The sequence below is a fragment of the Corynebacterium sphenisci DSM 44792 genome, assembly GCF_001941505.1.
GTDB lineage: Bacteria > Actinomycetota > Actinomycetes > Mycobacteriales > Mycobacteriaceae > Corynebacterium > Corynebacterium sphenisci.
This window is the reverse complement of the sequence record NZ_CP009248.1, coordinates 866,987-887,962: the sequence shown is the minus strand read 5'-3', so window position 1 is coordinate 887,962 and position 20,976 is coordinate 866,987. Positions and strand designations below refer to the sequence as shown.

Below are 20,976 nucleotides of genomic sequence, written 5' to 3'. Positions count from 1 at the left end.
CAAATCGAGACCAGCCACCCATAAGGGAATACAGCAAATACATGCACAGATAATCGGTTAATTCCAACCGGGGCCAGGGCCAAAACATTGGCGACCACGGCAGGAGCCCGACGGGTGCGCTAAATTGCCGCAGCCCAAACTTAGAAGGTTAGCGAACCAACGCCTAGCCCTCAACCGCAAGGACCCCTTAGGCTAGTGCTGCAGGGCTCGGAAACTGAATCGACCCTAATAATCCCCGAAGCAACCCGGCACAGGCCGGACGCCGCCTGTCACCAAGGACGACAACGCGTCCGTCCCGACCCCAGAGCGGCCGAGGTCACCGCATCAAGCGGAGACACTCCTCAGGGGCCTCTCGCGAGCCTCCGTTAGAGACGAGCACCCAGCCGAGCGGAGGACCTCCGGCCGCCACCAACCCCCGCTACCGGTTCGTGAGCCTAACGAGGGCCGTTAAGGTAGCCACCGACCCTCCGTCCGCAGGCCCAGTAGAGTCTACCGGCGAGGATAGCCCCGGGTCCCGCGACGGAGACAACCCGACAGACACGCCGATGCTCGTACCCGTCCCCCCTACGGGTACCTTATAAGTTGCATCCGTCATGAGACAGCCCCAGATAAATCGTAGGCCCCTATAGGTGATAAATGAAAAACTAAGTGTGGATCGGCACAACCGCGATGAGCGACAACCATGCCAATTGAAAAACTAGACTAGAGGCGGATATTGCCTACCGGCCAATATTTAGAGCTTCACCCACCGTCGGTTACACTATTGCCCCCAATCGAACATGCCCGTATATTCGTTTTCAGGACGGAGTAAAACACGGGCGCAATCAGACAGGGCACTGACCATCCCAGAGGTGCGGAAAGTACACAGTTAGCAAGTCAAGACCAGCGATAGCTGATTTCCAAACACGTTATACATAATCCACGCAATATTACCTGTTGCCAAATCTAGGAAAACGAACTATGCCAAAACTGACCTCGCTTGAGATATGCGCCGGAGCCGGTGGCCAAGCCTTGGGGCTCGAACAGGCGGGCTTTAAGCATATCGCAGCAGTAGAGAATGATCATTGGGCTTGTGAGACTCTCAGACAGAACCGAGATAACCCCGAAATGCCGGTAGACGAGCGATGGCCGGTATTGGAATTGGATGTTCATGACCTTAGGGGTGACGATTACTATGGTATCGACCTCTTTGCCGGTGGAGTTCCCTGCCCTCCTTTTTCGGTGGCCGGGAAACAGTTGGGGGCGGAGGACGAGCGTGACCTATTCCCCAAGGCTCTGGAGTTGGTACGTGGGGCTCGCCCAAAGGCCGTTATGCTAGAGAATGTACGGGGCCTTTCACAACCCCGCTTTACTACTTACCGCAACGCTATCCTTAAAGAACTACACGAAATGGGTTATGCCACTGAGTGGCACCTTATCAAATCCTCCGATTATGGGGTCCCGCAGCTGCGTCCGCGATTTATCTTAGTAGCTTTAATGCCCAGCTATGCACAAGACTTCTCATGGCCAGACCCAGAACTGACGCCACCGACAGTTGGCGAAACCCTTTATGAGGAAATGGCAAGCCTTGGCTGGCTTGGTGCCGAAAGTTGGGCCAACTACGCAAACACTATTGCACCGACACTTGTTGGCGGCTCAAAGAAGCACGGCGGCCCTGATGTTGGCCCCTCGAGAGCCCGGGAAGCCTGGAGGAAGCTAGGTGTGCGGGGAACGTCTATCGCCGAATTTCCGCCCACTAGCCAAGACCCACTCGGTCACATTCCCCGCCTTACCGTCAAAATGGGCCAGTTGCTTCAGGGGTTCCCGCCGGAATGGGAGTTTATGGGTGGAAAGACTGCGGCCTGGCGCCAGGTTGGAAATGCATTCCCTCCGCCCGTCGCTAAATCATTCGGCAGAGCGATTAAGGCAGCACTTCAAGAGTGAGACTACCCATCGCTCACATAATCCACTGACCGGCCGACCATCTCGATTAGGCTTGAGTTAACCTAAGATATAAAGGGCGGGCAACTGATAAATCCCCCCTCCGATCGCACCTAAGCCCGCCAACCCACGAGCTTGGCCTATGGCGGCAAGATGTGGGTTCTTAACAGGCTAAGGTCGGCGGGACCCTAAATTACGGTGGCGTTTAGGAGTTATGCGACCTCACCCTTTTGCCCTAGCACCCTTGATGTACTCCGACTATATCAGTGAAGACTAATAGTACTGCCCGCTTAATGGGGCGTTTTCAGAACAGGCTACCTACTCCCCCCCCCCCCCTCGGCTAGAACTCCCAACCTCCGCCTTCCCCACTGCTATTCCCCCCGATAGGGGCTATAGCTAACATTATCCACAATAGCGGAATCGATAATAACTCTTACTGATATAGGCATCAACACTTTTGGCTGGATTAAAGACAATACGCCGACCCCTCAGGCTCGATGCTCCACGCGATCAACCACCAAGACATGGTACTCCATTAACTGTTCCTCATTACTCAGGATAGGAAATACACGCTAGTACTTCCCAGTAGCAGTTTGGAGGTCGTTCATTAGCCTGTCACGATCGTCGGGCCTCATCTTATGGATCTTCGCATAGACGATCTCGACAGGACTGAGGTCACGCCGCTTCTCCGTAAGCCAACGCAACAACTCCTGCTTATCCTTCCGGCCCAATTTTTTGACGTCAGGCCAGACGTTGTCATAGGTATTAATCGCATCACCAGAGTCGCGCTTTGGTTCGTTGCAACGCGCACATTCCGCCTGGAGATTTTGAAGCGTGGCTTCACCGCCGTGCGACCTAGGAACGATATGACCCACAGTCAGAACTACTCGTGTTCCATCCTCCCCTGGGTATTCATCCCCGGCATGAGCACCACAAATCTGACAGAAATGTCTGTCGCGCTCAAACACTTGCCTTCTCACGCTGGCGGTTATGGGGTCTCGCTTCCGGGGCTTGCCACTCTCGGGAGTCCAACCCTTTTTAACTAGGCGGTATTCCTGGACATCTAGTTCTGCATCCTCTTGATGATTGCGGAAGTTCCAATCGAGGTCTTTGATTTCTCGGATCCGTCGTTGGAAATGCTCGTGGTTGACCCGCTGACCCGCTCTACCCAACTTGAGCCTTAGCTCATCTGTCGTAAATGTGGCACCAACTTCAACCTCGTGATACAAATAAGACGCAATTTTTGGGACACTGCCGAGCTTTCTTCTCGTTCCCGGATAGTAGTCCAGTTTCCAAAACGGTTGTTGTTCAGAGTATCCTGCCATTCGAGACCACCTCCGCTATTCTTCGCTGGATAGCCAGCGTTCCGTTCTCTCTATAGCCCGACCGAACCTCGGGGATTTGCCTGGCCAGCAGACACTGCGAGCCGTGGAGCCCCAGGCAAATCTAAGGCGGATAGCCAGCTAGTAGAGGCTGCCTCTAACGATACCTGACCTGCTTGGAGGGCGGTTGGTCTCCCGGCCGGTGAGCCAGATGCCGGCGGCGAGGAAGGTGATCGCCCCGCAGGCGAGGAAGCCGGCGCGGAAGCCGGCGGCGTCCACGATGGCGCCGACGATGAGCGGGCCGGCGATGGAGCCCAGGTCCTGGGCCATCTGGTAGTTGGCGAGCACGGCGCCGCCCTGGCGCTCGGCGCCGATCACGTCGGCGACCACGGCCTGCTGCACGGGGTTGATCATGCCGGCGCCGAACCCGGCCGCGGCGGAGACCGCGAGCACGGCCAGGTCGGCGTGCATGAAGCCCATCACCCCGGTGAACAGGCCGTTGATGAGCAGGCCGGTGAGCAGCACCGGGCGCCGGCCGATCCGGTCGGAGAGGGAGCCGGAGAACTGCAGGGCGATGATGTTGCCGAGGGCGAACAGGGTCAGCGCGAACCCGGCGACGGCGGCACCGCGGCTGAAGGTGGCTGCGGCGAAGAGCGGGATGATGGCCACCCGCACCCCGAAGTTGGACCAGCCGTTGGCGAAGCCGGAGGCGAGGTTGGCCCGGTAGGCGGAGTCGGCGATGGCCTGGCGGAAGGTCATCACCGGGCTGGTGCGCCGGGGCACCCGCTGGCGCAGCGCCTCCGGGGAGAGCCGGATGGCCACCACCAGGGTGGCGGCGATGAGGGCGAGACCGTAGATGAGGAAGGGCACCCGCATCCCCCACTGCACCATGGCGGCGCCGGCGATGGGCCCGAAGACGTTGCCGAGCAGGAAGGCGCTGCCGTAGGTGGCGGAGCATTTGCCGCGGATCTCCGGGGGCGAGATGCGCACGATGAGGCCCATCGCGGAGACGGTGAACATGGTCGAGCCGATGCCGCCGAGGGCCCGGAAGGCCAGCAGCTGCCAGTAGTTCTGGGCGACCGCGACCAGCAGGGTGGAGGCGGCGACGATGGACAGCCCGGTCAGGTAGGTGCTGCGGTAGCCGAGCCGGTTGACCAGGGTGCCGGACGCCGGGGCGAAGAACAGCCGCATGATGGAGAAGGAGCTGACCACGAAGCTGGCGGCGAAGACGGTGACGTCGAAGCTGCGGGCGTACTGCGGCAGGATCGGGGCGATGAGCCCGAAGCCGAGGGCGATGATGAACGCGGCGGAGACCAGCACCCAGATCTCGTGCGGGACCGGGATCGATTCAGCCCGCTCCCCCGCCGCCCGCCGGCCGCGCCGCGTCCACCGCACTCCCCGACCTCCTGATGTCATATCAACAATAACGTTCCCGACCATAGCGAAGAACCCGGATGAAAACCACGGCACTTATAGGGGATGTATTCGAACATCCGGTCGTGGACGTGTCCGGGCCGGCCATAGCCTCGGCGCCATGAGCAACGAACGCCCCCTGCCCCGGATTCCCAGGACCCCGCCCGATGTCGCCGATCTCACCTCCCGCTACCGGGAGGAGCTGGGCCACGATCTCGCGCTGGCGCACACCCTGCTGCGCCACCCCGCGGGCCGCCGGGCCGGATTGGCCGGCCGCCATGACCTGGTGCTGCCCGATGCCCCGGAGCTGGTCGCCCGGCTGCGCACCCGGGCCGCCCCACTGCCCCGGGCGCTGCTTGGCCGGCTCGCCCGGCATGAGCCGGCGCTGGCCGCGGTCGACGGGGCCCCGGTGCTGGCCCATGAGCTGGGCGTCACCATCCGGCCCCGCCGGCTGGGCCCCTCCCCCGCCCCGGTCCATGCCGGGATCCGCTCCGCGGCGCTGGTCGCGGCGATGCTGCCGCCCGGTGCGGCGGAGCTGGTGCACGACCGCGGCGCCGACGCGCGCGGCCGGGTGTTCAGCTGGCTGGCCACCCGGGAGGGCACCGTGCTGCCCAGCCCGGCGGCGCTGTTCGCGACCCCGGGCCGGGCGGCATGAGCGCCCTGGCCCCGCGGCGCGGCGACATCGCCCGGCCCGGCGGGGATCGGCCCGGGGCGAGCCGGCCGGCGGGCACCCGGCCCGGCAACGTCCGCCCACTGCGCCCCGCCCCCGCGGCCGGCTACGGCCCGCCGCCGGCGGTCACCGCCTCCTGAGCGCGGACCGCGCCCGGCTCAGTCCTCCGGGTCCTCGTCCTCGTCGGCGTCGGCGTCGGCGTCGGTGTCCTCGTCATCCTCGATCGCGTCGTAGATGAAGTCGATGGTGCCGTCATCGACCGGGGCGAGCATGTCCTCCCAGTCCTCGGCCCGATCCACCACCAGGGCCAGGGCGTCCACCAGCTTGTCGAAGTCGGTGAAGGAGCCCAGCGACATCACCTCGTTGCGCAGCGACTGCGCGTCGGCGTAGAGGTCGGCGAACATCTTCCGCCGGTCCTCGTCGGTGAGGATGGTCTCCGTGTCGGAGTCCCAGAACTCCTCGATCGCCTGATCCACGATGTCGTCCAGGTTCGCGTCCTGGGCCACGAAGCGCACGTGCGCGGTGGGCACGTTGTCGATGGCGGTGACCATCACCTGCAGCAGGGAGGACTCGCCGACCTCGGCGGTGACCAGGGTGGCCTCCTCCGGGTCCTGCTCGAACTCGAGGGCCTCCAGGCGGTCGTCGGCGCCGTCGAGCAGATCCCGCAGCAGCGCCACCACCCGGTCGGTGGCCACATGGTGCGCCACCGCGTCCACGGCGTCCTCGACGGAGAACACCACGGACACCAGCACCGCCTCGAAGTCCTCGTCCTCCTCGTCGACGTCCGCGGCGGCGACGTAGACCTCCGCGGCGGGCAGGGCCTCGTCCAGGGTGACGAACTGCACCTCCAGGTCCTCGGTGATCGGGACCAGCAGCACGTCCTCGGTCACGCGGCTCTCGATGCCCTCCGCATCCAGCGCCGCGGCGATCTGCTCGAAAAAGCTCATGGGCGGGTTCCTTCCCTCATCTGCTCCGGCCGGACCCCCGGCGGCGCGGGTCGCGCGCCGGCCGACCGGTACGGCCGCCATGGTAGACCGAAACCCCCTACAGGGCCCGGGCCATCCACTGCGCCTCCCGCTCCGGCCGGGCCCGGCGCGGGCAGGACGCGCACAGCTCCCCCACCGGGGAGCGGTAGATCATGCAGCAGCTGGCGCGCACCAGCGCCGCCCGCGCATCCCAGTCCGGCTCCTCCCCGACCCCGGCGAGGGGATCCAGCTCCGCCACCGAATCGGGGGTGACCTCGGCGAATCGGGCCGGCGCGGGGACGGGCGCCCCGGCGGCGCGGGTGGCCCGGGCCACGCCCGCGGCCAGGCGCGCGCCCACCGCGGCCCCGCGCCGGGGCTCCATCAGCTCATTGCCCGCCCCGCAGGCCGCGCCCGCGGCCTCGTCGGCGACCAGCGCCCACAGCGGCGCCGGGCGCACCCCGGCGGCCTCCCCCAGCGCCGCGATCGCCGGCGCGAGCATCCCGGCGATGCGCTCCCCGTACCCGGCCACCGGGTCCGCCTCCGGCGGCGGCCCGGCCGGCCCCGCCGGCACCGGGGTGAACTCGGCGGCGGCGAAGGCGGTCCAGAAGCCCTCGCGCAGCGCCATCGACCAACCCGCCCAGTCGGCGGCCGGGGCGGCGCCGGCGACCAGGATCCCGGCGGCGGCGGGCCGCCACAGCGAGCCCAGCAGCGAGTACCACCACAGCTGGGCGTGCGCCCGCGGCCCCCGCTCCCCCGGCATCGGGAAGATGGCCTCCCCGGCGGCCGTCCGCGCCGCCACCCAGCCCGGGTCCGCCAGCGCCGCGGCGAGCCCGGACCCGGTGAGCACCGGCGCATCGGCGTCCCCGGCGATGGCCCCGGCCAGCCAGGGCACCTCGGCGAGGATCCGGGCGTACTCCGGCGCCGCCGCGACCGCCTGCTCCCGGCCCATCGGCGCCGCCTCCTTCCCGCGTCCCCGCCCGATCCGCCGCCCCCGCGGGGCGCCCGGCGCGGACCGCTCCTGACGCGGCGGTCCGTCACCGGGTCCCGCCTCCGAGGATAGGGGCCCCGGCCGGATCCGGCCGCCGCGGCGGGGATCCTCCCCGATCCCGGGGCCGGGGCGGCTCAGGCGAGCAGGGAGCCGCCGTCGACGGGCAGCACCACCCCGGTGATGAAGGAGGCCTCCTCGGAGAGCAGCCAGGCCACCGCCGCGGCGATGTCCGCCGGCTCGCCGAGGCGCTTGACCGGCACCGCCGACTCCTCCTCGTCCTGCCGCTCCTGCGGCAGGGTGGCGAAGCTGGCGGTGCGGATCGGCCCCGGGGCGACCGCGTTGACCCGGATGCCCCGCTCGGCGTAGTCCAGGGCGGCGACCTGGGTGAGGCCGACCACGCCGTGCTTGGCGGCGATGTAGGGGGCGAGCAGCCGGGAGGCCTGCAGCCCGCCGATGGAGGCGATGTTCACCACCGCCCCGGCGCCGGCGTCCGCCATCGCCTCGAGCTGGGCGCGCATCCCGTAGAAGGTGCCGCGCAGGGTGACGTCGACGGCCCGGTCGAAGGCGGCGTCGTCGACCTCGGCGAGCTTCATCGGCGGCGCGCCGAGGCCGGCGTTGTTCACCGCCGCGTCCAGCCGGCCGTATTCGTCGATGGCCGCCCGCACCAGCGCCCGGTTGTCCTCGGGGCTGTTCGCGTCCACGGCCAGGCTGACGGCCCGGCCGCCGCGGTCCCGGATCTCGGCGGCGATCTTCCCGGCGGCGTCGCCGTCGATGTCGGAGACCACCACCGCATATCCCTCGTCGGCCAGCCGCAGCGCGATCGCCCGGCCGATCCCGGCCCCGGCGCCGGTGATGGTCACCGCCCGGCCCGCCCCGGTCCCGCCGGTCTCCTCCGTCGCGGCGGCCTTGTCCGCATCCGTCATGATCCTGCCTCCTTCATCGATTAAGTGGCACGGCCCCGCGCCGCATCCGGCGGCCCGCGGCCACCCCCATTGGGGTGAACGGAATTCTACGCGGGATCCGGCCCGACCCGGTAGGGTTGCCGCGTCACCCGGGGCACCCCGGCGCCCGCCGGCGCCGCCGCCCCGGGCCGCGGCCGGGCCCGGCCGCACCGCGCGAGACCCCGCACCCCGACCCGGCGGAAGACAGGAGAGACCATGCTCGGCTTCGGAAAGAACGACGACCGCCGCGCCCCGGCGAAGGCCGGCCGCGGCGAGGAGCTCACCGACACCCTCGGCTCCGACCCGGCCGCCCTGGAGCGCCACGCCGGGATGAGCGGCAAACTGCTCATCAAGTCCCTGGACACCGCGATGAGCTGGCAGACCGACATGATCGCCGGCTACGTGCGCAAGCTCCGCGCCCGCCACCCGGAGGAGACCCCGGCGCAGATCCAGGACCGGATCGACGCCCAGTTCCTCACCTTGGTCACCGGCTCCGGCGGGGCCGCCGGCGGCGCCGCCGTGGTGCCCGGGATCGGCTTCGTCACCGGCCTGGGCGCCATCGCGGTGGAGTCCCTGGCCTTCCTCGAGGCCGCCGCCTGGCACACCCTGGCCTCGGCCCGGCTGCGCGGCATCGACATCGACGCCGCGGAGCGGCGCCGCTCGCTGATCCTGGTGTCCATCCTCGGCTCCTCCGGCACCGCCCTGGTCGCCGCCACCATCGGCGAGGACGGGCTGCGCAACCGGGTCGCCCGGGACTCCACCGCCACCCTGCTCACCCGGATGGGCCTGCCGCAGCTGGGCGGGCTGAACAAGCAGATGCTGAAGATGGCCCGCAAGCGGCTGTCCAAGTCCGCGAAGTTCGCGGTCATCGGCAAGCTGATGCCGATGGGCATCGGCGCCGTGGTCGGCGCCACCGCCAACCGGAGGATGGGCCGCACCCTCATCGACCGGGCCCGGGCCTCGCTGGGCCCGCTGCCCGCGGACTTCGACTCCGACCTGGGCGTCGGCCCCGACGACGGGTCCGATCCGGAGGTCCCGGTGGACGCCCGCGCGGTGGCCGCCGACGCCGCCGAGGTGCTCGGCGAGGACCGCGCCTGACGCGGCCGGGGCCGCCGGCGCGCCCGGGCCCGGCGCCCGGCCGGCGGGAAACGCCGGTGCACCCCGCCCGCCCGGGCGATTAGGATTACCTGCGTGAAGCCCCCGACCCCGCTGCTGGTGCTGCGCCGGCGCTGCCTGGACCACCGCGGCGCCCTCTACCTCGTGGTGCTCGCCACGGTCGCCGCGATCAGCCTGGAGACGGTGCTGCCGCTGCTCACCCGCGACGCCATCGACGCGGCCACCGGCGCCGGGGACGGCGGCGCCGCCGCCGGCTGGCTGCCGGGGCTGCCCCCGGTGGGCGCGGTGATCGCGGTCTTCGCCGCCACCGCCACCGCCCGGGCCCTGGTGCAGGGGGTGCGCCGCTACAACTCCGGCCGGCTCTCCCTGGCCGTGCAGCATGATCTGCGGGTGGCCCTGCTGCGCAGCCTGCAGCGCCTGGACGGGCCCGCCCTGGACCGGATGCGCACCGGCCAGGTGGTCTCCCGCTCCATCTCGGATCTGCAGGCCATCCAGGGGATCCTCGCGGTCCTGCCGCTGACCCTGGGCTCCATGCTGAAGATCCTGCTCACCCTCGGGGTGATGCTCATGCTCTCGGTGCCGCTGACCCTGGTCGGGATCGCGGTGCTGCCGGTGCTGGTGACCATCATCATCCGCTCCCGGGGGCCGCTGCACGCGGCGACCTGGACCGCCCAGCAGCAGGCCGCCGACGTGGCCACCCACGTGGAGGAGTGCGTCACCGGGGTGCGCGTGGTCAAGGCCTTCGCCCAGGAGGACCGGGAGGTCGCCGCCCTGGACGCGGCCAGCCGCCGGCTCTACGCGCTGCGGCTGCGCGCCGCCCGGATGGCCGCCCGCTTCCAGCCGGCCCTGCAGTCCCTGCCGCAGCTGTCCCTGGTCGCCAACCTCGCCGCCGGCGGGGCGCTGGCGCTGCGCGGGGACATCACGGTGGGCACCTTCGTGGCCTTCGCCACCTACCTCACCACCCTCACCGCGCTGTCCCGGCTGGTGTCCAACATGGTGATCTCGCTGCAGCTGGTCACCGCCTCGGTGGAGCGGGTGCAGGAGATCATCGACACCGGCCCGGACCACCCCGACCCGGAGCACCCGGCGCCGATCCCGGAGGGGCCGCTGGGCCTGCGGCTGACCGGGGTGACGCACCGCCGCGGCGGGCGCGTGCTGCTCGACGAGGTGACCGTGACGGTGCCCGCCGGCTCCACCCTGGCGGTGGTGGGGGCGCCGGGCTCGGGCAAGACGGTGCTCACCGAGCTGCTCGCCCGCTTCCACGTCGCCGACTCCGGCGCCGTGGAGCTGGTCGGCGCCGGCGGCGCGGCCGTGGACCTCGCCGCCGCCTCCGGGGACGCGGTGCGCCGGGCGGTGACCGTGGTGCCCGATGAGCCGCTGCTGGTCTCCGGCACCGTCCGGGAGAACATCGCCATGGGCGCCCCCGGCGGGACCGCCGCCGACGCGGAGGTCGCCGCCGCCGCGGCGGACGCCCGGGTGGATTTCCTGGACAAGCTGCCCCGGGGCTGGGACACCCCGATCGGGGAGCGCGGGCAGACCCTCTCCGGGGGCCAGCGGCAGCGGATCGCCCTGGCCCGGGCGCTGCTCGCCCGGCCCCGGGTGCTGGTCCTGGACGACGCCACCTCGGCCATCGACTCCGGCACCGAGCGCGCCATCTTCGACGCCCTGGCCGCCCGGCACGCGGACACCACGGTGGTGCTCATCGCGCACCGCTCCTCCACCCTGGACCGCGCCGATCACGTGCTGGTCCTCGACGGGGGCCGGCCCGCCGCCCACGGCACCCGCGCCGAGCTCGCCGGGAAGCCGGCCTTCGCCTCCCTGATGGACCTCTCCCCCGCCGAGCGGGACCGGGCCCGCGCCGCCGCGGCGGCGCGGGCCGAGGCCGGCGGCGCCCCGCTGACCATCGACCCGGCCGACGCCGAGGAGCCGGACCCGGCGCTGCTGTGGCCCCCGGCGGAGGACCCCGCCCTCGACGAGGCCGACCGGGTGACCCGGGCCGCCGCCCGCCGCGGGCCGCGCGGGCCCCGCGGCTCCGGGGAGATCCGGCCCACCGGGGGCGGGCCCACCGGCAACCGGGGCGGCGGCCCCGGCGGCATGGGCGGGGTCGGCGCGGCGATGCTGGCCACCCCCGCCACCCCCGAGCTGGCCGCCCGGATCCGGGCGCTGCCGGAGGCCGCCGAGGATCCCGGGATCGTCCCCGCCACGCTGCCGGTGGACCGGCCCTTCACCCTGGCGCTGCTGCTGCGCCGGGTGCCCGGGCTGATCGCCGGGGTGGTCGCCCTGCTGCTCGTCGCCGCCGGGGTGGACCTGGCCTTCCCGCTGCTCGTCGGGGCGGTGGTGGACCGGGGCGTGGTCGCCGGCCGGCCCGAGGTAATCGCCTGGGCCTCGGTTGCCGGGCTGGCCATCGTCGCGGTGGGCTGGGCCGCCGGCCGGGCCACCGGGATCCTCACCGCCCGCACCGGGGAACGGCTGCTCTACCTGCTGCGGGTGCGCTCCTTCCGGCATCTGCAGTCCCTGGCACTGGACTACTACGAGACCCAGCGCTCCGGGCGGATCATGACCCGGATGACCACGGACATCGACGCGCTGTCCACCTTCCTGCAGACCGGGGTGGCCCAGGGCATCACCGCGGTGTTCACCCTCTTCGGGGTCGCCGCGATGCTGGTCGCCGTGGACCCGGGCCTGTCCGTGGTGGCGCTGCTCGCGCTGCCCGCGGTCACCGCCGCCACGATCGGCTTCCGCCGGATCTCCAGCCGGCTCTACACCCGGGCCCGGGAGCAGATCTCCACCGTCAACGCCGACTTCCAGGAGGCCGTCGGCGGGCTGCGCAACTCCCAGATGCACCACCGCACCGCCGCGGTGGAGGCCGCCTTCGCCGCCGGCTCCGACGCCTACCGCCGGCTGCGGCTGCGCGCCCAGGGCGCGGTGGCCACCTTCTTCCCCGGGATCAACCTGATCGCCGATCTCACCACCGCCGCGGTGCTGGGGGTGGGCGCGGCCCATATCGCCGAGGGCACCGCCACCGCCGGGGTGCTGGTGAGCTTCACCCTCTACCTGGGCATGCTCTTCGGCCCGGTGCAGACCCTCTCCCAGGTCTTCGACGGCTACCAGCAGGCCACCGTGGGCCTGGCCCGGATCTCCGATCTGCTGGCCACCGGCTCCACGGTGCCCGACCACGGCACCCGCACCGGGGCCGCGGCCGCCGCGGCCGGGGAGATCCGGCTCGACGCGGTGGGCTTCCGCTACGGGGAGGCCGCCGCGGTGCTCGCGGAACTGGACCTGGCCATCGCCCCCGGGGAGACCGTCGCCCTGGTCGGGCCCACCGGGGCCGGCAAATCCACGGTGGTGAAACTGCTCGCCCGCTTCCACGACCCCACCGCCGGGGCGGTGCGCGCCGACGGCGCGGACATCCGCGGCTTCCCGCTGCGCGACTGGCGGCGCACCCTGGGCTACGTGCCGCAGGAGGCGCACCTCTTCCACGGCACCATCGCCTCCAACATCGCCTACGGGGTGCCCGACGCCGATGAGGCGGCGGTGACCGAGGCGGCCCGCCGGGTCGGCGCGCTCGGCGCCATCGCCGCCATCCCCGGCGGCTTCCGCGCCCCGGTGGGCGAACGGGGCCGCAACCTCTCCTCCGGGCAGCGCCAGCTCATCGCCCTGGCCCGGGCGGAGATGCCGGATCCGCAGCTGCTGCTGCTCGACGAGGCCACCGCCACCCTGGACCCGGCCACCGAGCACGCCATCCTCGACGCCGCCGGCCGCGCCGCCGGCCGCCGGACCAGCGTGATCGTGGCGCACCGGCTGGCCACCGCCGCCGCGGCGGACCGGATCCTGGTCATCGACGGCGGCCGAATCCGCGAACAGGGTTCACACCGGGAGCTGCTCGCCGCGGGCGGTCGCTACGCCGCGCTGTGGAAGACGTACCATGGCGGAGGAACGGGCGTGGAGGAACGGTGTTCCAGCGACTAGTCTTGTGTGGAATAGCAAACCCCCCGGCCGCGGGGACGCCGCGCGCCGCCCACGCGCACGCCCCTCACCGACGAAACCTAGAGATGAAATGAGGCGAGACCCTGCCGTGAGCAGCGACATGAGCTTCGGACAGAACGAGTGGCTGGTCGACGAGATCTTCCAGCGGTTCAAGAAGGATCCCCAATCCGTCGACGAGGAGTGGCGGGATTACTTCACCCGGAACACCTCGGCCGCCGATGTCGCAGCACGCTCCGCCACCGGCGCGAAGGCCCCGACCTCCGCCGCCGACCCGGCGCCGCTGGCCAAGCGGGCCGCCGCCACCGCCGCCGAGGCCGAGCGGACCGGCCGCCGCCCGGCGAAGGGCCCGGAGCCCAAGACCAGCCCGCAGGCCCCGGCGAAGCCGAAGGCCAAGGCCTCCCCGATGGCCAAGGCCGCCAAGGCCGAGGCCCCCGAGGCCGGCCAGGCCCAGCTGAAGGGCGTGGCCAAGGCGATCGCGAAGAACATGGACATCTCCCTGGAGATCCCCACCGCGACCAGCGTGCGGGACATGCCCGCCCGGCTGATGTTCGAGAACCGGGCCCTGGTCAACGACCAGCTGGCCCGCGCCCGCGGCGGCAAGATCTCCTTCACGCACATCATCGGCTACGCGATGGTCAAGGCGGTGATGCTGCACCCGGACATGAACAACTCCTACGCGGTGGTCGACGGCAAGCCGACCATCGTCACCCCGGAGCACATCAACCTGGGCCTGGCCATCGACATGCCCGGCAAGGACGGCTCCCGCGCCCTGGTGGTCGCCGCGATCCGGGAATGCGAGACCCTGTCCTTCCGCGAGTTCGTGGACGCCTACGAGGACATCGTCACCCGCGCCCGGCAGGGCAAGCTCACCGGCAAGGACTTCTCCGGGGTGACCATCTCGCTGACCAACCCCGGCGGCATCGGCACCCGGCACTCGGTGCCGCGGCTGACCAAGGGCCAGGGCGCGATCATCGGCGTCGGCTCCATGGACTACCCCGCCGAGTTCGCCGGCGCCTCCGCGGACCGGCTCGCCGAACTGGGCGTGGGCAAGCTGGTGACCATCACCTCCACCTACGACCACCGGATCATCCAGGGCGCCGAATCCGGCGAGTTCCTGCGCACCATGAGCACCCTGCTGGTGGACGACAAGTTCTGGGATCACATCTTCACCTCGATGAACGTGCCCTACACCCCGGTGCGCTGGGCGCAGGACTACCCCAACACCGGGATCGACAAGAACACCCGGGTGATGCGCCTCATCGAGGCCTACCGGATGCGCGGGCACCTGCTCGCCGACATCGACCCGCTGCGCTTCCACGCCCCCGGCTCCCAGATCCCGGACCACCGGGACCTGGACATCGCCACCCACGGGCTGAGCCTGTGGGACTACGACCGCACCTTCAACGTGGGCGGCTTCGGCGGCAAGGAGTCGATGACCCTGCGCGAGGTGCTCTCCCGGCTGCGCAACGCCTACTGCCTCAAGGTCGGCACCGAGTACATGCACATCCTCGACGCCGATGAGCGGGAGTGGCTGCAGGACCGCCTGGAGGGCGGCCAGCCCAAGCCCACCAACGCCGAGCAGAAGTACATCCTGCAGAAGCTCAACGCCGCGGAGGCCTTCGAGAACTTCCTGCAGACCAAGTACGTCGGCCAGAAGCGCTTCTCCCTGGAGGGCGCCGAGGGCCTGATCCCGATGATGGACGCCGCGATCGACACCGCCGCCGGCGCCGGCCTCGACGAGGTGGTCATCGGCATGCCGCACCGCGGCCGGCTCAACGTGCTCGCCAATATCGTGGGCAAGCCGCTGTCCCAGATCTTCACCGAGTTCGAGGGCAACATGGACCCGGCCCAGCCGGGCGGCTCCGGGGACGTGAAGTACCACCTGGGCACCACCGGCCGGCATATCCAGATGTTCGGCGAGGGCGAGATCGACGTCACCCTCACCGCCAACCCCTCCCACCTGGAGGCGGTCAACCCGGTGGTGGAGGGCCTGGCCCGCGCCAAGCAGGATCTGCTGGACAAGGGCGAGGAGGGCTACTCGGTGATGCCGGTGCTGCTGCACGGCGACGCCGCCTTCGCCGGCCTCGGCATCGTGCAGGAGACCCTCAACCTGATGGACCTGCGCGGCTACAAGGTCGGCGGCACCATCAACATCGTGGTGAACAACCAGATCGGCTTCACCACCGCCCCCGACTCCGGGCGCTCCTCCTACTACTGCACGGACCTCGCCAAGGCCTACGGCTGCCCGGTGTTCCACGTCAACGGCGATGACCCGGAGGCGCTGGTGTGGGTGGCCCAGCTGGCCGTGGAGTACCGCAACCGCTTCGGCAAGGACGTGTTCATCGACCTGGTCTGCTACCGCCGCCGCGGGCACAACGAGGCCGACGACCCCTCGATCACCCAGCCGCTGATGTACGACGTCATCGACGGCAAGGAGGGCGTGCGCGCCCAGTACACCGAGGACCTGATCGGCCGCGGGGATCTCTCAGAGGAGGAGGCCGAGGCCGCCCGCCGCGACTTCCACGACCAGATGGAGTCGGTGTTCAACGAGGTGCGCGCCGCCGAGGGGGCGCACCCCGGCGACCAGACCGGCATCGCCTCCTCGCAGCCGCTGCCGCATGGCCTGGAGACCAACGTGGACCGGGCCACCCTCGTGGAGATGGGCGAGTACTACGGCAACCCGCCGGAGGGCTTCACCATCCACAAGCGGATCCGCAAGGTCGCCGCGCAGCGCGCGGAGATGGTCAAGTCCGGCAACGTGGACTGGGCCACCGCGGAGCTGCTCGCCCTGGGCTCCATCGCCGCCGACGGCCGAATCGTGCGCCTGGCCGGCGAGGACGTCCGCCGCGGCACCTTCACCCAGCGGCACGCCGTGCTGGTGGACCCGGAGACCGCGGAGGAGTACAACCCGCTGGACGCCTACGCCCGCGACGCCGGCCGCGGCGGCCGGTTCATGACCTACAACTCGGCGCTCACCGAGTACGCGGGCATGGGCTTCGAGTACGGCTACACCCTGGGCAACCCGGAGGCGATGGTGCTCTGGGAGGCGCAGTTCGGCGACTTCGCCAACGGCGCGCAGACCATCATCGACCAGTACGTCTCCTCCGGCGAGGCGAAGTGGGGGCAGACCTCCAAGCTGGTGCTGCTGCTGCCGCACGGCTACGAGGGCCAGGGCCCGGACCACTCCTCGGCGCGCATCGAGCGTTTCCTGCAGCTGTGCGCGGAGGGCTCCTTCACCGTGGCCCAGCCCTCGGAGCCGGCGAACTACTTCCACCTGCTGCGCCGGCACGCCCTGTCGGATCTGCACCGCCCGCTGGTGGTGTTCACCCCGAAGTCGATGCTGCGCAACAAGGCGGCGGTGTCCGCGGTGGCGGACTTCACCGAGACCGCCAAGTTCGAGTCGGTCATCGACGACCCGGCCTTCGCCGAGGGCGCGGACCGGTCGAAGGTGACCACGGTGCTGCTGTGCTCCGGCAAGATCTACTGGGAGCTGGCGAAGAAGAAGGAGGCCGACGGCCGCGAGGACGTGGCCATCGTCCGCCTGGAGCAGCTGCACCCGGTGCCGCACAACCGGCTGCGGACGGTGCTCGAGCAGTACCCGGACGCCGAGCTGCGCTGGGTGCAGGATGAGCCGGCCAACCAGGGCCCCTGGCCCTTCCTGGCCCTGCAGCTGCCCGAGCTGCTGCCGGACCTGCCCCCGCTGACCCGGGTGTCCCGCCGCGCCCAGTCCTCCACCGCCACCGGCGTGGCCAAGGTGCACGCCATGGAGGAGAAGGCGCTGCTCGAGCAGGCCTTCGAGTAGCCCCTCCCCCGGCCCCGCGCTCCCCGGCCCCGACGCCATCCGGCGTCGGGGCCGGCGGCCGTCCACCGGGGCCCCGCCGCACCCGGGGACGCCCCCGGGTTCGGCAGGCGCGGGCCGCCGGGGGAGCGCGTCCCTCGGCGCGCCCCCGGGGGCGGTGCGAGCGGGCGGCCGAACGCGGGGGACGCCGTTCGCCGCAATATCGCGGATCACGGTGCGCGCCGGGGACGCGGGGCAGGGTATCGCGGACGGGCTGACCCCGTGGACATGCAGGAACCCCGCCGGTGGGGCGCCGGGGCGCCCTCCGACGGGGATCCAGCAGGAGGATTTCTAGCGTGCCGCGCTATGACTGACGCGACGACGGTTAGACTAGCGAATCAATCCGCTAATGAGGTTCGCCTCCCCCTATTCGGGGTCAACTCCGGGGGTCTCGGCGACGTCGTCGAGGACCCCGTGGGCGCCGTGGCCGCCGACCGCGGACGCCCGGCTCCCGTCATCCCCCTCGTGAACGGTGCCGGGGGGCGTGGCCCGCGGCGGGTGGGCGCCCGGCATCCCCGCACCCGCTCGCCGATGCGCGTGGCCCGCCCCTCGAGGCCGGCGTCCCGCCCCTCGACCGCCTCCGGCCGGCCGGCGACCTCGCCGACCGGGCGCGGGTTCCCCTTCCGGGTCGCCCCGGCGGCCCCGGCGAGGATGGTCGGCGCGATCCCCGCCGGCCGCGGGCGGGGCTCCTCCCGGCGCAGCGTCGCCGAGAGGATCACGTCCGGGTCCGGCTCGGCGATCCCCCGCGCCGGGCGCGCCGGCGGCCCCGGCGGGGCCGCCGACGGGGAGGCGCGGATCCCGCGCGATCCGGTCGGCGGCGCCCCCGGGATCGGCTGCGCCCCCGCCGGCGGGGGCCGGTCGGGGGCGCGGATCGCCGCCGGCGCGACGGGGGTTCAGCGCCGGGGGCGCTGATGCGGCGGGTGGTCCCCGTCGATGGCGTGCTCGGCCTGGTAGATGGCCTGGATCACCAGGTTCGCGGCATGCTCGTCCTGCAGCGAGTAGAACACCCGGGTGCCCTCCTGGCGGGCGGTGACCATCCGGGCCATGCGCAGCTTCGCCAGGTGCTGGGACACCGAGGTGGGCGTCTTGCCCACCCGGCAGGCGAGTTCGCCGACCGGCAGCTCCCCGTCGCGCAGGGCCAGCACGATGCGCACCCGGGTCATGTCCGCGAGCATCGAGAACACCTCCACGGCGATCTCGATGTACGGGGAGTCGGGGTTCAGGGAATCCTCATGGAGTTCCCAGAGCTCATCATCGGAGACTGGCGCGAAATCCTGCATGAGCCAAGCCTAGCATGACAAAAGCGCACCTCCCGGCCCGGGTCCGGGCACCCGAGCGGGAAAGCACGTCCGGACGTAATCATTAATTCGCCCGCACGTACTCCGGTCCCCGGGGCCGGTTCAGCCGGTGGCGAAGCGGCTGGCGCCCAGCCAGCGCCCGGCCACCGCCGCCGGCTCCGCCCCCGCGTCGACCTCGGCGACCAGCTCCGCGACCTCCCCCGTGGAGATGGACCCGGCGACCCGGTTGAGCACCTCCACCCGCTGGCGCCGATCCAGGGCCGGTTTGCGGTAGAAGGGCACCAGATGCTGCGGCAGGTAGCCGGCCTCGGCCTCGCCCAGCCAGGTGCAGGCGATCGCGTTGGAGGGATCGGTGGCCATCACCTCCCCGGGCAGCGCCGCGGACATCGCCGCGTACGTCCGGTCCCGCCACCCGGGATCGCGCTCCTTGGCCGGGTCGTCGACGGCGGCGTACTCGGCGTGCAGCTCCGCGGCGGTGGCCGGGTCCAGCAGCCGGAGCAGCTCCCCGGTGCAGCCGAAGCCCACCGTCGCCGCCCCGGCGCGCACCGCGGCGACCCGGTCGGGCAGGGCCACCGGGGTGGTGCGCGCCGCCCGGCCCACCCGGCCGAAGGCCCCGGCGTAGACCTCGCCGAGCACCCGCTGCTCCACCACCGCGGGATCCTGGGCCACCAGGGCCGCGCCCGCCTGCGCGGCCGGCCGCTCCGGGCCCGGCTCCGCGGCGCAGCCGGCCAGGGCCAGCGCCGCCGCGGCGAGCGCCGCCGGCACCCGCGCCGCCCCCGGCCGGGTGCGCCGGCGCCGGAACCGCCCGGGCCCGCCCCGCCGGTCGCGTAGCATCCCCCACGTCGCCGGCATCCGCCGCCACCGCATCAGCGCACCACCCTTCCCCGCCCCGCACGGGCGCGGCTGCCGGCTTCCGGGCGGCGTCCGCGCCGCCCCGTTCCCCGCCCAGGCTACCCGCAGGAGGACCCGGTGGACCGGACCGGACGCCCCATCCCGGCCGATGAGGCCACCCGCGATTGCGCGGTCTACCGCGACGGGCTGCGCCTGCCCGGGCGCTGGGATCACCGCCGCGCCCTGGCGCACGTCCGGGAGACCGGGGAGGGCTTCGCCTGGCTGTCGCTGTCCCGGCCCACCGCCGCGGCGATGGACGCCGTCGCCGAGGTCTACGGCCTCGACGAGCTCACCGTGGAGGACGCGCTCACCGCCCGGCAGCGGCCCCGGGTGGAGGTCCACGAGGATCACCTGGTGTACGTGCTGCGCACCGTGCAGTACTCCCCCGAGGGCCTCGACGGCGACGAGAACGAGAAGATCCGCACCGGCCAGCTGCTGGTGGTGCTCGGCGCGGACTACGTGATCACCATCCGCGGCGGGGCCTCCCGGGAGGACCTGCGCCGGCTGCAGCACCGGGTGGACGCGGACCCGGAGCTGCTCCGGCCCGGCCCCGCCGGGGTGCTCTGGGCGCTCACCGACATGGTCGTCGACGACTACCTGCGGATCGCGCAGCGCCTGGAGGACGTGGTGGAGCGGATGGAGGACCGGGTCTTCGAGCCCGACGACATCGGCGACATCGAGGACATCTACATCCTCAAGCGGGAGACCCTGGAGATGCTGCACGCGATCGCCCCGCTCACCGCGGCGCTGCGGCTGATCCGCACCCTCAAGGCCCCGCTCATCCCGAAGGTGGTGCGCCGCTACCTCGGCGACGTGCTCGACCACCAGCTCGTCGCCGCGGACATCATCCGCGGCATCGACTCCCGGCTCAGCTCCCTCATCGACGCCGCCGCGGTGAAGGTGCAGCTGCAGCAGAACACGGACATGCGCACCATCTCCGCCTACGCGGCGATCCTCGCGGTGCCCACCGCGATCGCCGGGATCTACGGGATGAACTTCGCGAACATGCCGGAGCTGCACTGGCGCTGGGGCTACTACCTGGTGCTCGCGGTGATGGCCACGGTGGTGTGGCTGCTGGTGCGGCTGCTGCGCCGCAACCGCTGGCTGTAGCCGGCGGCTAGCGGATCGCCTTGCGGGCCAGGATGTCCCGGGCGCGTTCGGCGGTGCGCGGGGCGCAGAGCACGTCGTAGCGGCCGGCGACGATGGAGGTGGTGGAGGCGAAGTCCCGGCGCCCGTTCTGCATCGCGTAGGGCACCGCCGCGGCGACCACGCCGAAGATCACGCCCACGGCGACGCCGGTGATGAGGGGGCTCACCCAGTCCTCCTGGAACAGGCCCAGCAGCAGCCCGAAGAACAGGCCCATCCACGCCCCGTAGAGCGCGCCCCCGCCGAGCACCTTGCCCCAGGTGAGCCGGCCGACGACCTTCTCCACCTGCATCAGGTCCACGCCGACGATGGTGAGATCGCTGACCGGGAACTCGTCGAGGTCGCTGAGCATGTCCACCGCCTCCTGCGCCTTGGCGTAGCTGCGGAAGCTGCCCACCGGCCACCCCTCCGGCGGGGTGGGGGTGCGCGGGGCGGGGCGGGGCGGGGCCATGGGCGGGTCTCCTCCTTGGGGGTCTGGGGC

General features: G+C 71.2%; 15 protein-coding genes. 7 read left to right on the top strand and 8 right to left on the bottom strand.

Translation table 11 applies throughout. The features are described from left to right. The first annotated feature begins 960 nt into the window (after nt 1-960). Nucleotides 961-1,923 (top strand): DNA cytosine methyltransferase, encoded by a 963-nt coding sequence (locus CSPHI_RS04040; protein ID WP_075691613.1) that lies wholly within the window; start codon nt 961-963, stop codon nt 1,921-1,923. Between the two features lie 569 nt (nt 1,924-2,492). Here the strand turns inward: CSPHI_RS04040 and CSPHI_RS04035 are convergent. Both CSPHI_RS04035 and CSPHI_RS04030 read right to left on the bottom strand, forming a co-directional pair. Then, nucleotides 2,493-3,245, bottom strand: a complete 753-nt coding sequence (locus CSPHI_RS04035) for an HNH endonuclease (RefSeq protein WP_075691612.1) — start codon at nt 3,243-3,245, stop codon at nt 2,493-2,495. Between the two features lie 138 nt (nt 3,246-3,383). Next, nucleotides 3,384-4,658, bottom strand: a complete 1,275-nt coding sequence (locus CSPHI_RS04030) for an MFS transporter (protein WP_211274683.1) — start codon at nt 4,656-4,658, stop codon at nt 3,384-3,386. A gap of 118 nt (nt 4,659-4,776) precedes the next feature. On the opposite strand from CSPHI_RS04030, the gene CSPHI_RS04025 reads away from it, so the two are divergent. Further along, nucleotides 4,777-5,310, top strand: a complete 534-nt coding sequence (locus CSPHI_RS04025) for a hypothetical protein (RefSeq protein ID WP_075691610.1) — start codon at nt 4,777-4,779, stop codon at nt 5,308-5,310. Then, nucleotides 5,307-5,465: a hypothetical protein gene (locus CSPHI_RS12000; RefSeq protein ID WP_157118474.1), complete on the top strand. Its 159-nt coding sequence runs from the start codon at nt 5,307-5,309 to the stop codon at nt 5,463-5,465. The genes CSPHI_RS04025 and CSPHI_RS12000 overlap by 4 nt, the downstream gene beginning before the upstream one ends. A gap of 18 nt (nt 5,466-5,483) precedes the next feature. On the opposite strand, the gene CSPHI_RS04020 is transcribed toward CSPHI_RS12000, so the two are convergent. The 3 genes from CSPHI_RS04020 to CSPHI_RS04010 form a co-directional block, all read right to left on the bottom strand. After that, on the bottom strand, nt 5,484-6,272 hold the full coding sequence (locus tag CSPHI_RS04020) for a hypothetical protein (protein ID WP_075691609.1): 789 nt from the start codon (nt 6,270-6,272) through the stop codon (nt 5,484-5,486). Nucleotides 6,273-6,369: 97 nt separating this feature from the next. After that, nucleotides 6,370-7,239 (bottom strand): (2Fe-2S)-binding protein, encoded by an 870-nt coding sequence (locus CSPHI_RS04015; RefSeq protein ID WP_075691608.1) that lies wholly within the window; start codon nt 7,237-7,239, stop codon nt 6,370-6,372. 173 nt (nt 7,240-7,412) lie between these two features. Next, complete coding sequence (locus CSPHI_RS04010; protein WP_075691607.1) at nt 7,413-8,201, bottom strand: SDR family NAD(P)-dependent oxidoreductase; 789 nt, start codon at nt 8,199-8,201, stop codon at nt 7,413-7,415. A 234-nt stretch (nt 8,202-8,435) separates the two neighbouring features. Here CSPHI_RS04010 and CSPHI_RS04005 point away from each other — a divergent pair, with 234 nt between their 5' ends. The 3 genes from CSPHI_RS04005 to CSPHI_RS03995 all read left to right on the top strand — a co-directional run bounded on the left by CSPHI_RS04005 (nt 8,436) and on the right by CSPHI_RS03995 (nt 17,124). Further along, nucleotides 8,436-9,317, top strand: a complete 882-nt coding sequence (locus CSPHI_RS04005) for a hypothetical protein (protein WP_075691606.1) — start codon at nt 8,436-8,438, stop codon at nt 9,315-9,317. Between the two features lie 93 nt (nt 9,318-9,410). After that, nucleotides 9,411-13,304, top strand: coding sequence for an ABC transporter ATP-binding protein (locus tag CSPHI_RS04000; RefSeq protein ID WP_245803347.1), 3,894 nt, complete (start codon nt 9,411-9,413; stop codon nt 13,302-13,304). A gap of 106 nt (nt 13,305-13,410) precedes the next feature. Further along, on the top strand, nt 13,411-17,124 hold the full coding sequence (locus tag CSPHI_RS03995; protein ID WP_075691604.1) for a multifunctional oxoglutarate decarboxylase/oxoglutarate dehydrogenase thiamine pyrophosphate-binding subunit/dihydrolipoyllysine-residue succinyltransferase subunit: 3,714 nt from the start codon (nt 13,411-13,413) through the stop codon (nt 17,122-17,124). Nucleotides 17,125-18,053: 929 nt separating this feature from the next. Here CSPHI_RS03995 and CSPHI_RS03985 read toward each other — a convergent pair. Both CSPHI_RS03985 and CSPHI_RS03980 read right to left on the bottom strand, forming a co-directional pair. Then, nucleotides 18,054-18,440, bottom strand: coding sequence for an ArsR/SmtB family transcription factor (locus CSPHI_RS03985; RefSeq protein ID WP_084210233.1), 387 nt, complete (start codon nt 18,438-18,440; stop codon nt 18,054-18,056). A gap of 120 nt (nt 18,441-18,560) precedes the next feature. Beyond that, nucleotides 18,561-19,223, bottom strand: coding sequence for a hypothetical protein (locus tag CSPHI_RS03980; protein ID WP_157118473.1), 663 nt, complete (start codon nt 19,221-19,223; stop codon nt 18,561-18,563). A gap of 204 nt (nt 19,224-19,427) precedes the next feature. On the opposite strand from CSPHI_RS03980, the gene CSPHI_RS03975 reads away from it, so the two are divergent. Beyond that, on the top strand, nt 19,428-20,459 hold the full coding sequence (locus CSPHI_RS03975) for a magnesium and cobalt transport protein CorA (RefSeq protein ID WP_075691601.1): 1,032 nt from the start codon (nt 19,428-19,430) through the stop codon (nt 20,457-20,459). A gap of 7 nt (nt 20,460-20,466) precedes the next feature. On the opposite strand, the gene CSPHI_RS03970 is transcribed toward CSPHI_RS03975, so the two are convergent. Then, nucleotides 20,467-20,946 carry a YflT domain-containing protein gene (locus CSPHI_RS03970; protein WP_075691600.1) on the bottom strand — a complete coding sequence of 160 codons (480 nt, stop codon included), beginning with the start codon at nt 20,944-20,946 and terminating at the stop codon, nt 20,467-20,469. Between the last annotated feature and the right edge of the window lie 30 nt (nt 20,947-20,976).

Coding starts and splice junctions, on each gene's coding strand:
- CSPHI_RS12000 (WP_157118474.1), top strand. CDS start 5,307: ATGAGCGCCCTGGCCCCGCGGCGCGGCGACATCGCCCGGCCCGGCGGG.
- CSPHI_RS04030 (WP_211274683.1), bottom strand. CDS start 4,658: ATGACATCAGGAGGTCGGGGAGTGCGGTGGACGCGGCGCGGCCGGCGG.
- CSPHI_RS04040 (WP_075691613.1), top strand. CDS start 961: ATGCCAAAACTGACCTCGCTTGAGATATGCGCCGGAGCCGGTGGCCAA.
- CSPHI_RS03970 (WP_075691600.1), bottom strand. CDS start 20,946: ATGGCCCCGCCCCGCCCCGCCCCGCGCACCCCCACCCCGCCGGAGGGG.
- CSPHI_RS03985 (WP_084210233.1), bottom strand. CDS start 18,440: ATGCAGGATTTCGCGCCAGTCTCCGATGATGAGCTCTGGGAACTCCAT.
- CSPHI_RS04035 (WP_075691612.1), bottom strand. CDS start 3,245: ATGGCAGGATACTCTGAACAACAACCGTTTTGGAAACTGGACTACTAT.
- CSPHI_RS04005 (WP_075691606.1), top strand. CDS start 8,436: ATGCTCGGCTTCGGAAAGAACGACGACCGCCGCGCCCCGGCGAAGGCC.
- CSPHI_RS04020 (WP_075691609.1), bottom strand. CDS start 6,272: ATGAGCTTTTTCGAGCAGATCGCCGCGGCGCTGGATGCGGAGGGCATC.
- CSPHI_RS04015 (WP_075691608.1), bottom strand. CDS start 7,239: ATGGGCCGGGAGCAGGCGGTCGCGGCGGCGCCGGAGTACGCCCGGATC.
- CSPHI_RS04010 (WP_075691607.1), bottom strand. CDS start 8,201: ATGACGGATGCGGACAAGGCCGCCGCGACGGAGGAGACCGGCGGGACC.
- CSPHI_RS04025 (WP_075691610.1), top strand. CDS start 4,777: ATGAGCAACGAACGCCCCCTGCCCCGGATTCCCAGGACCCCGCCCGAT.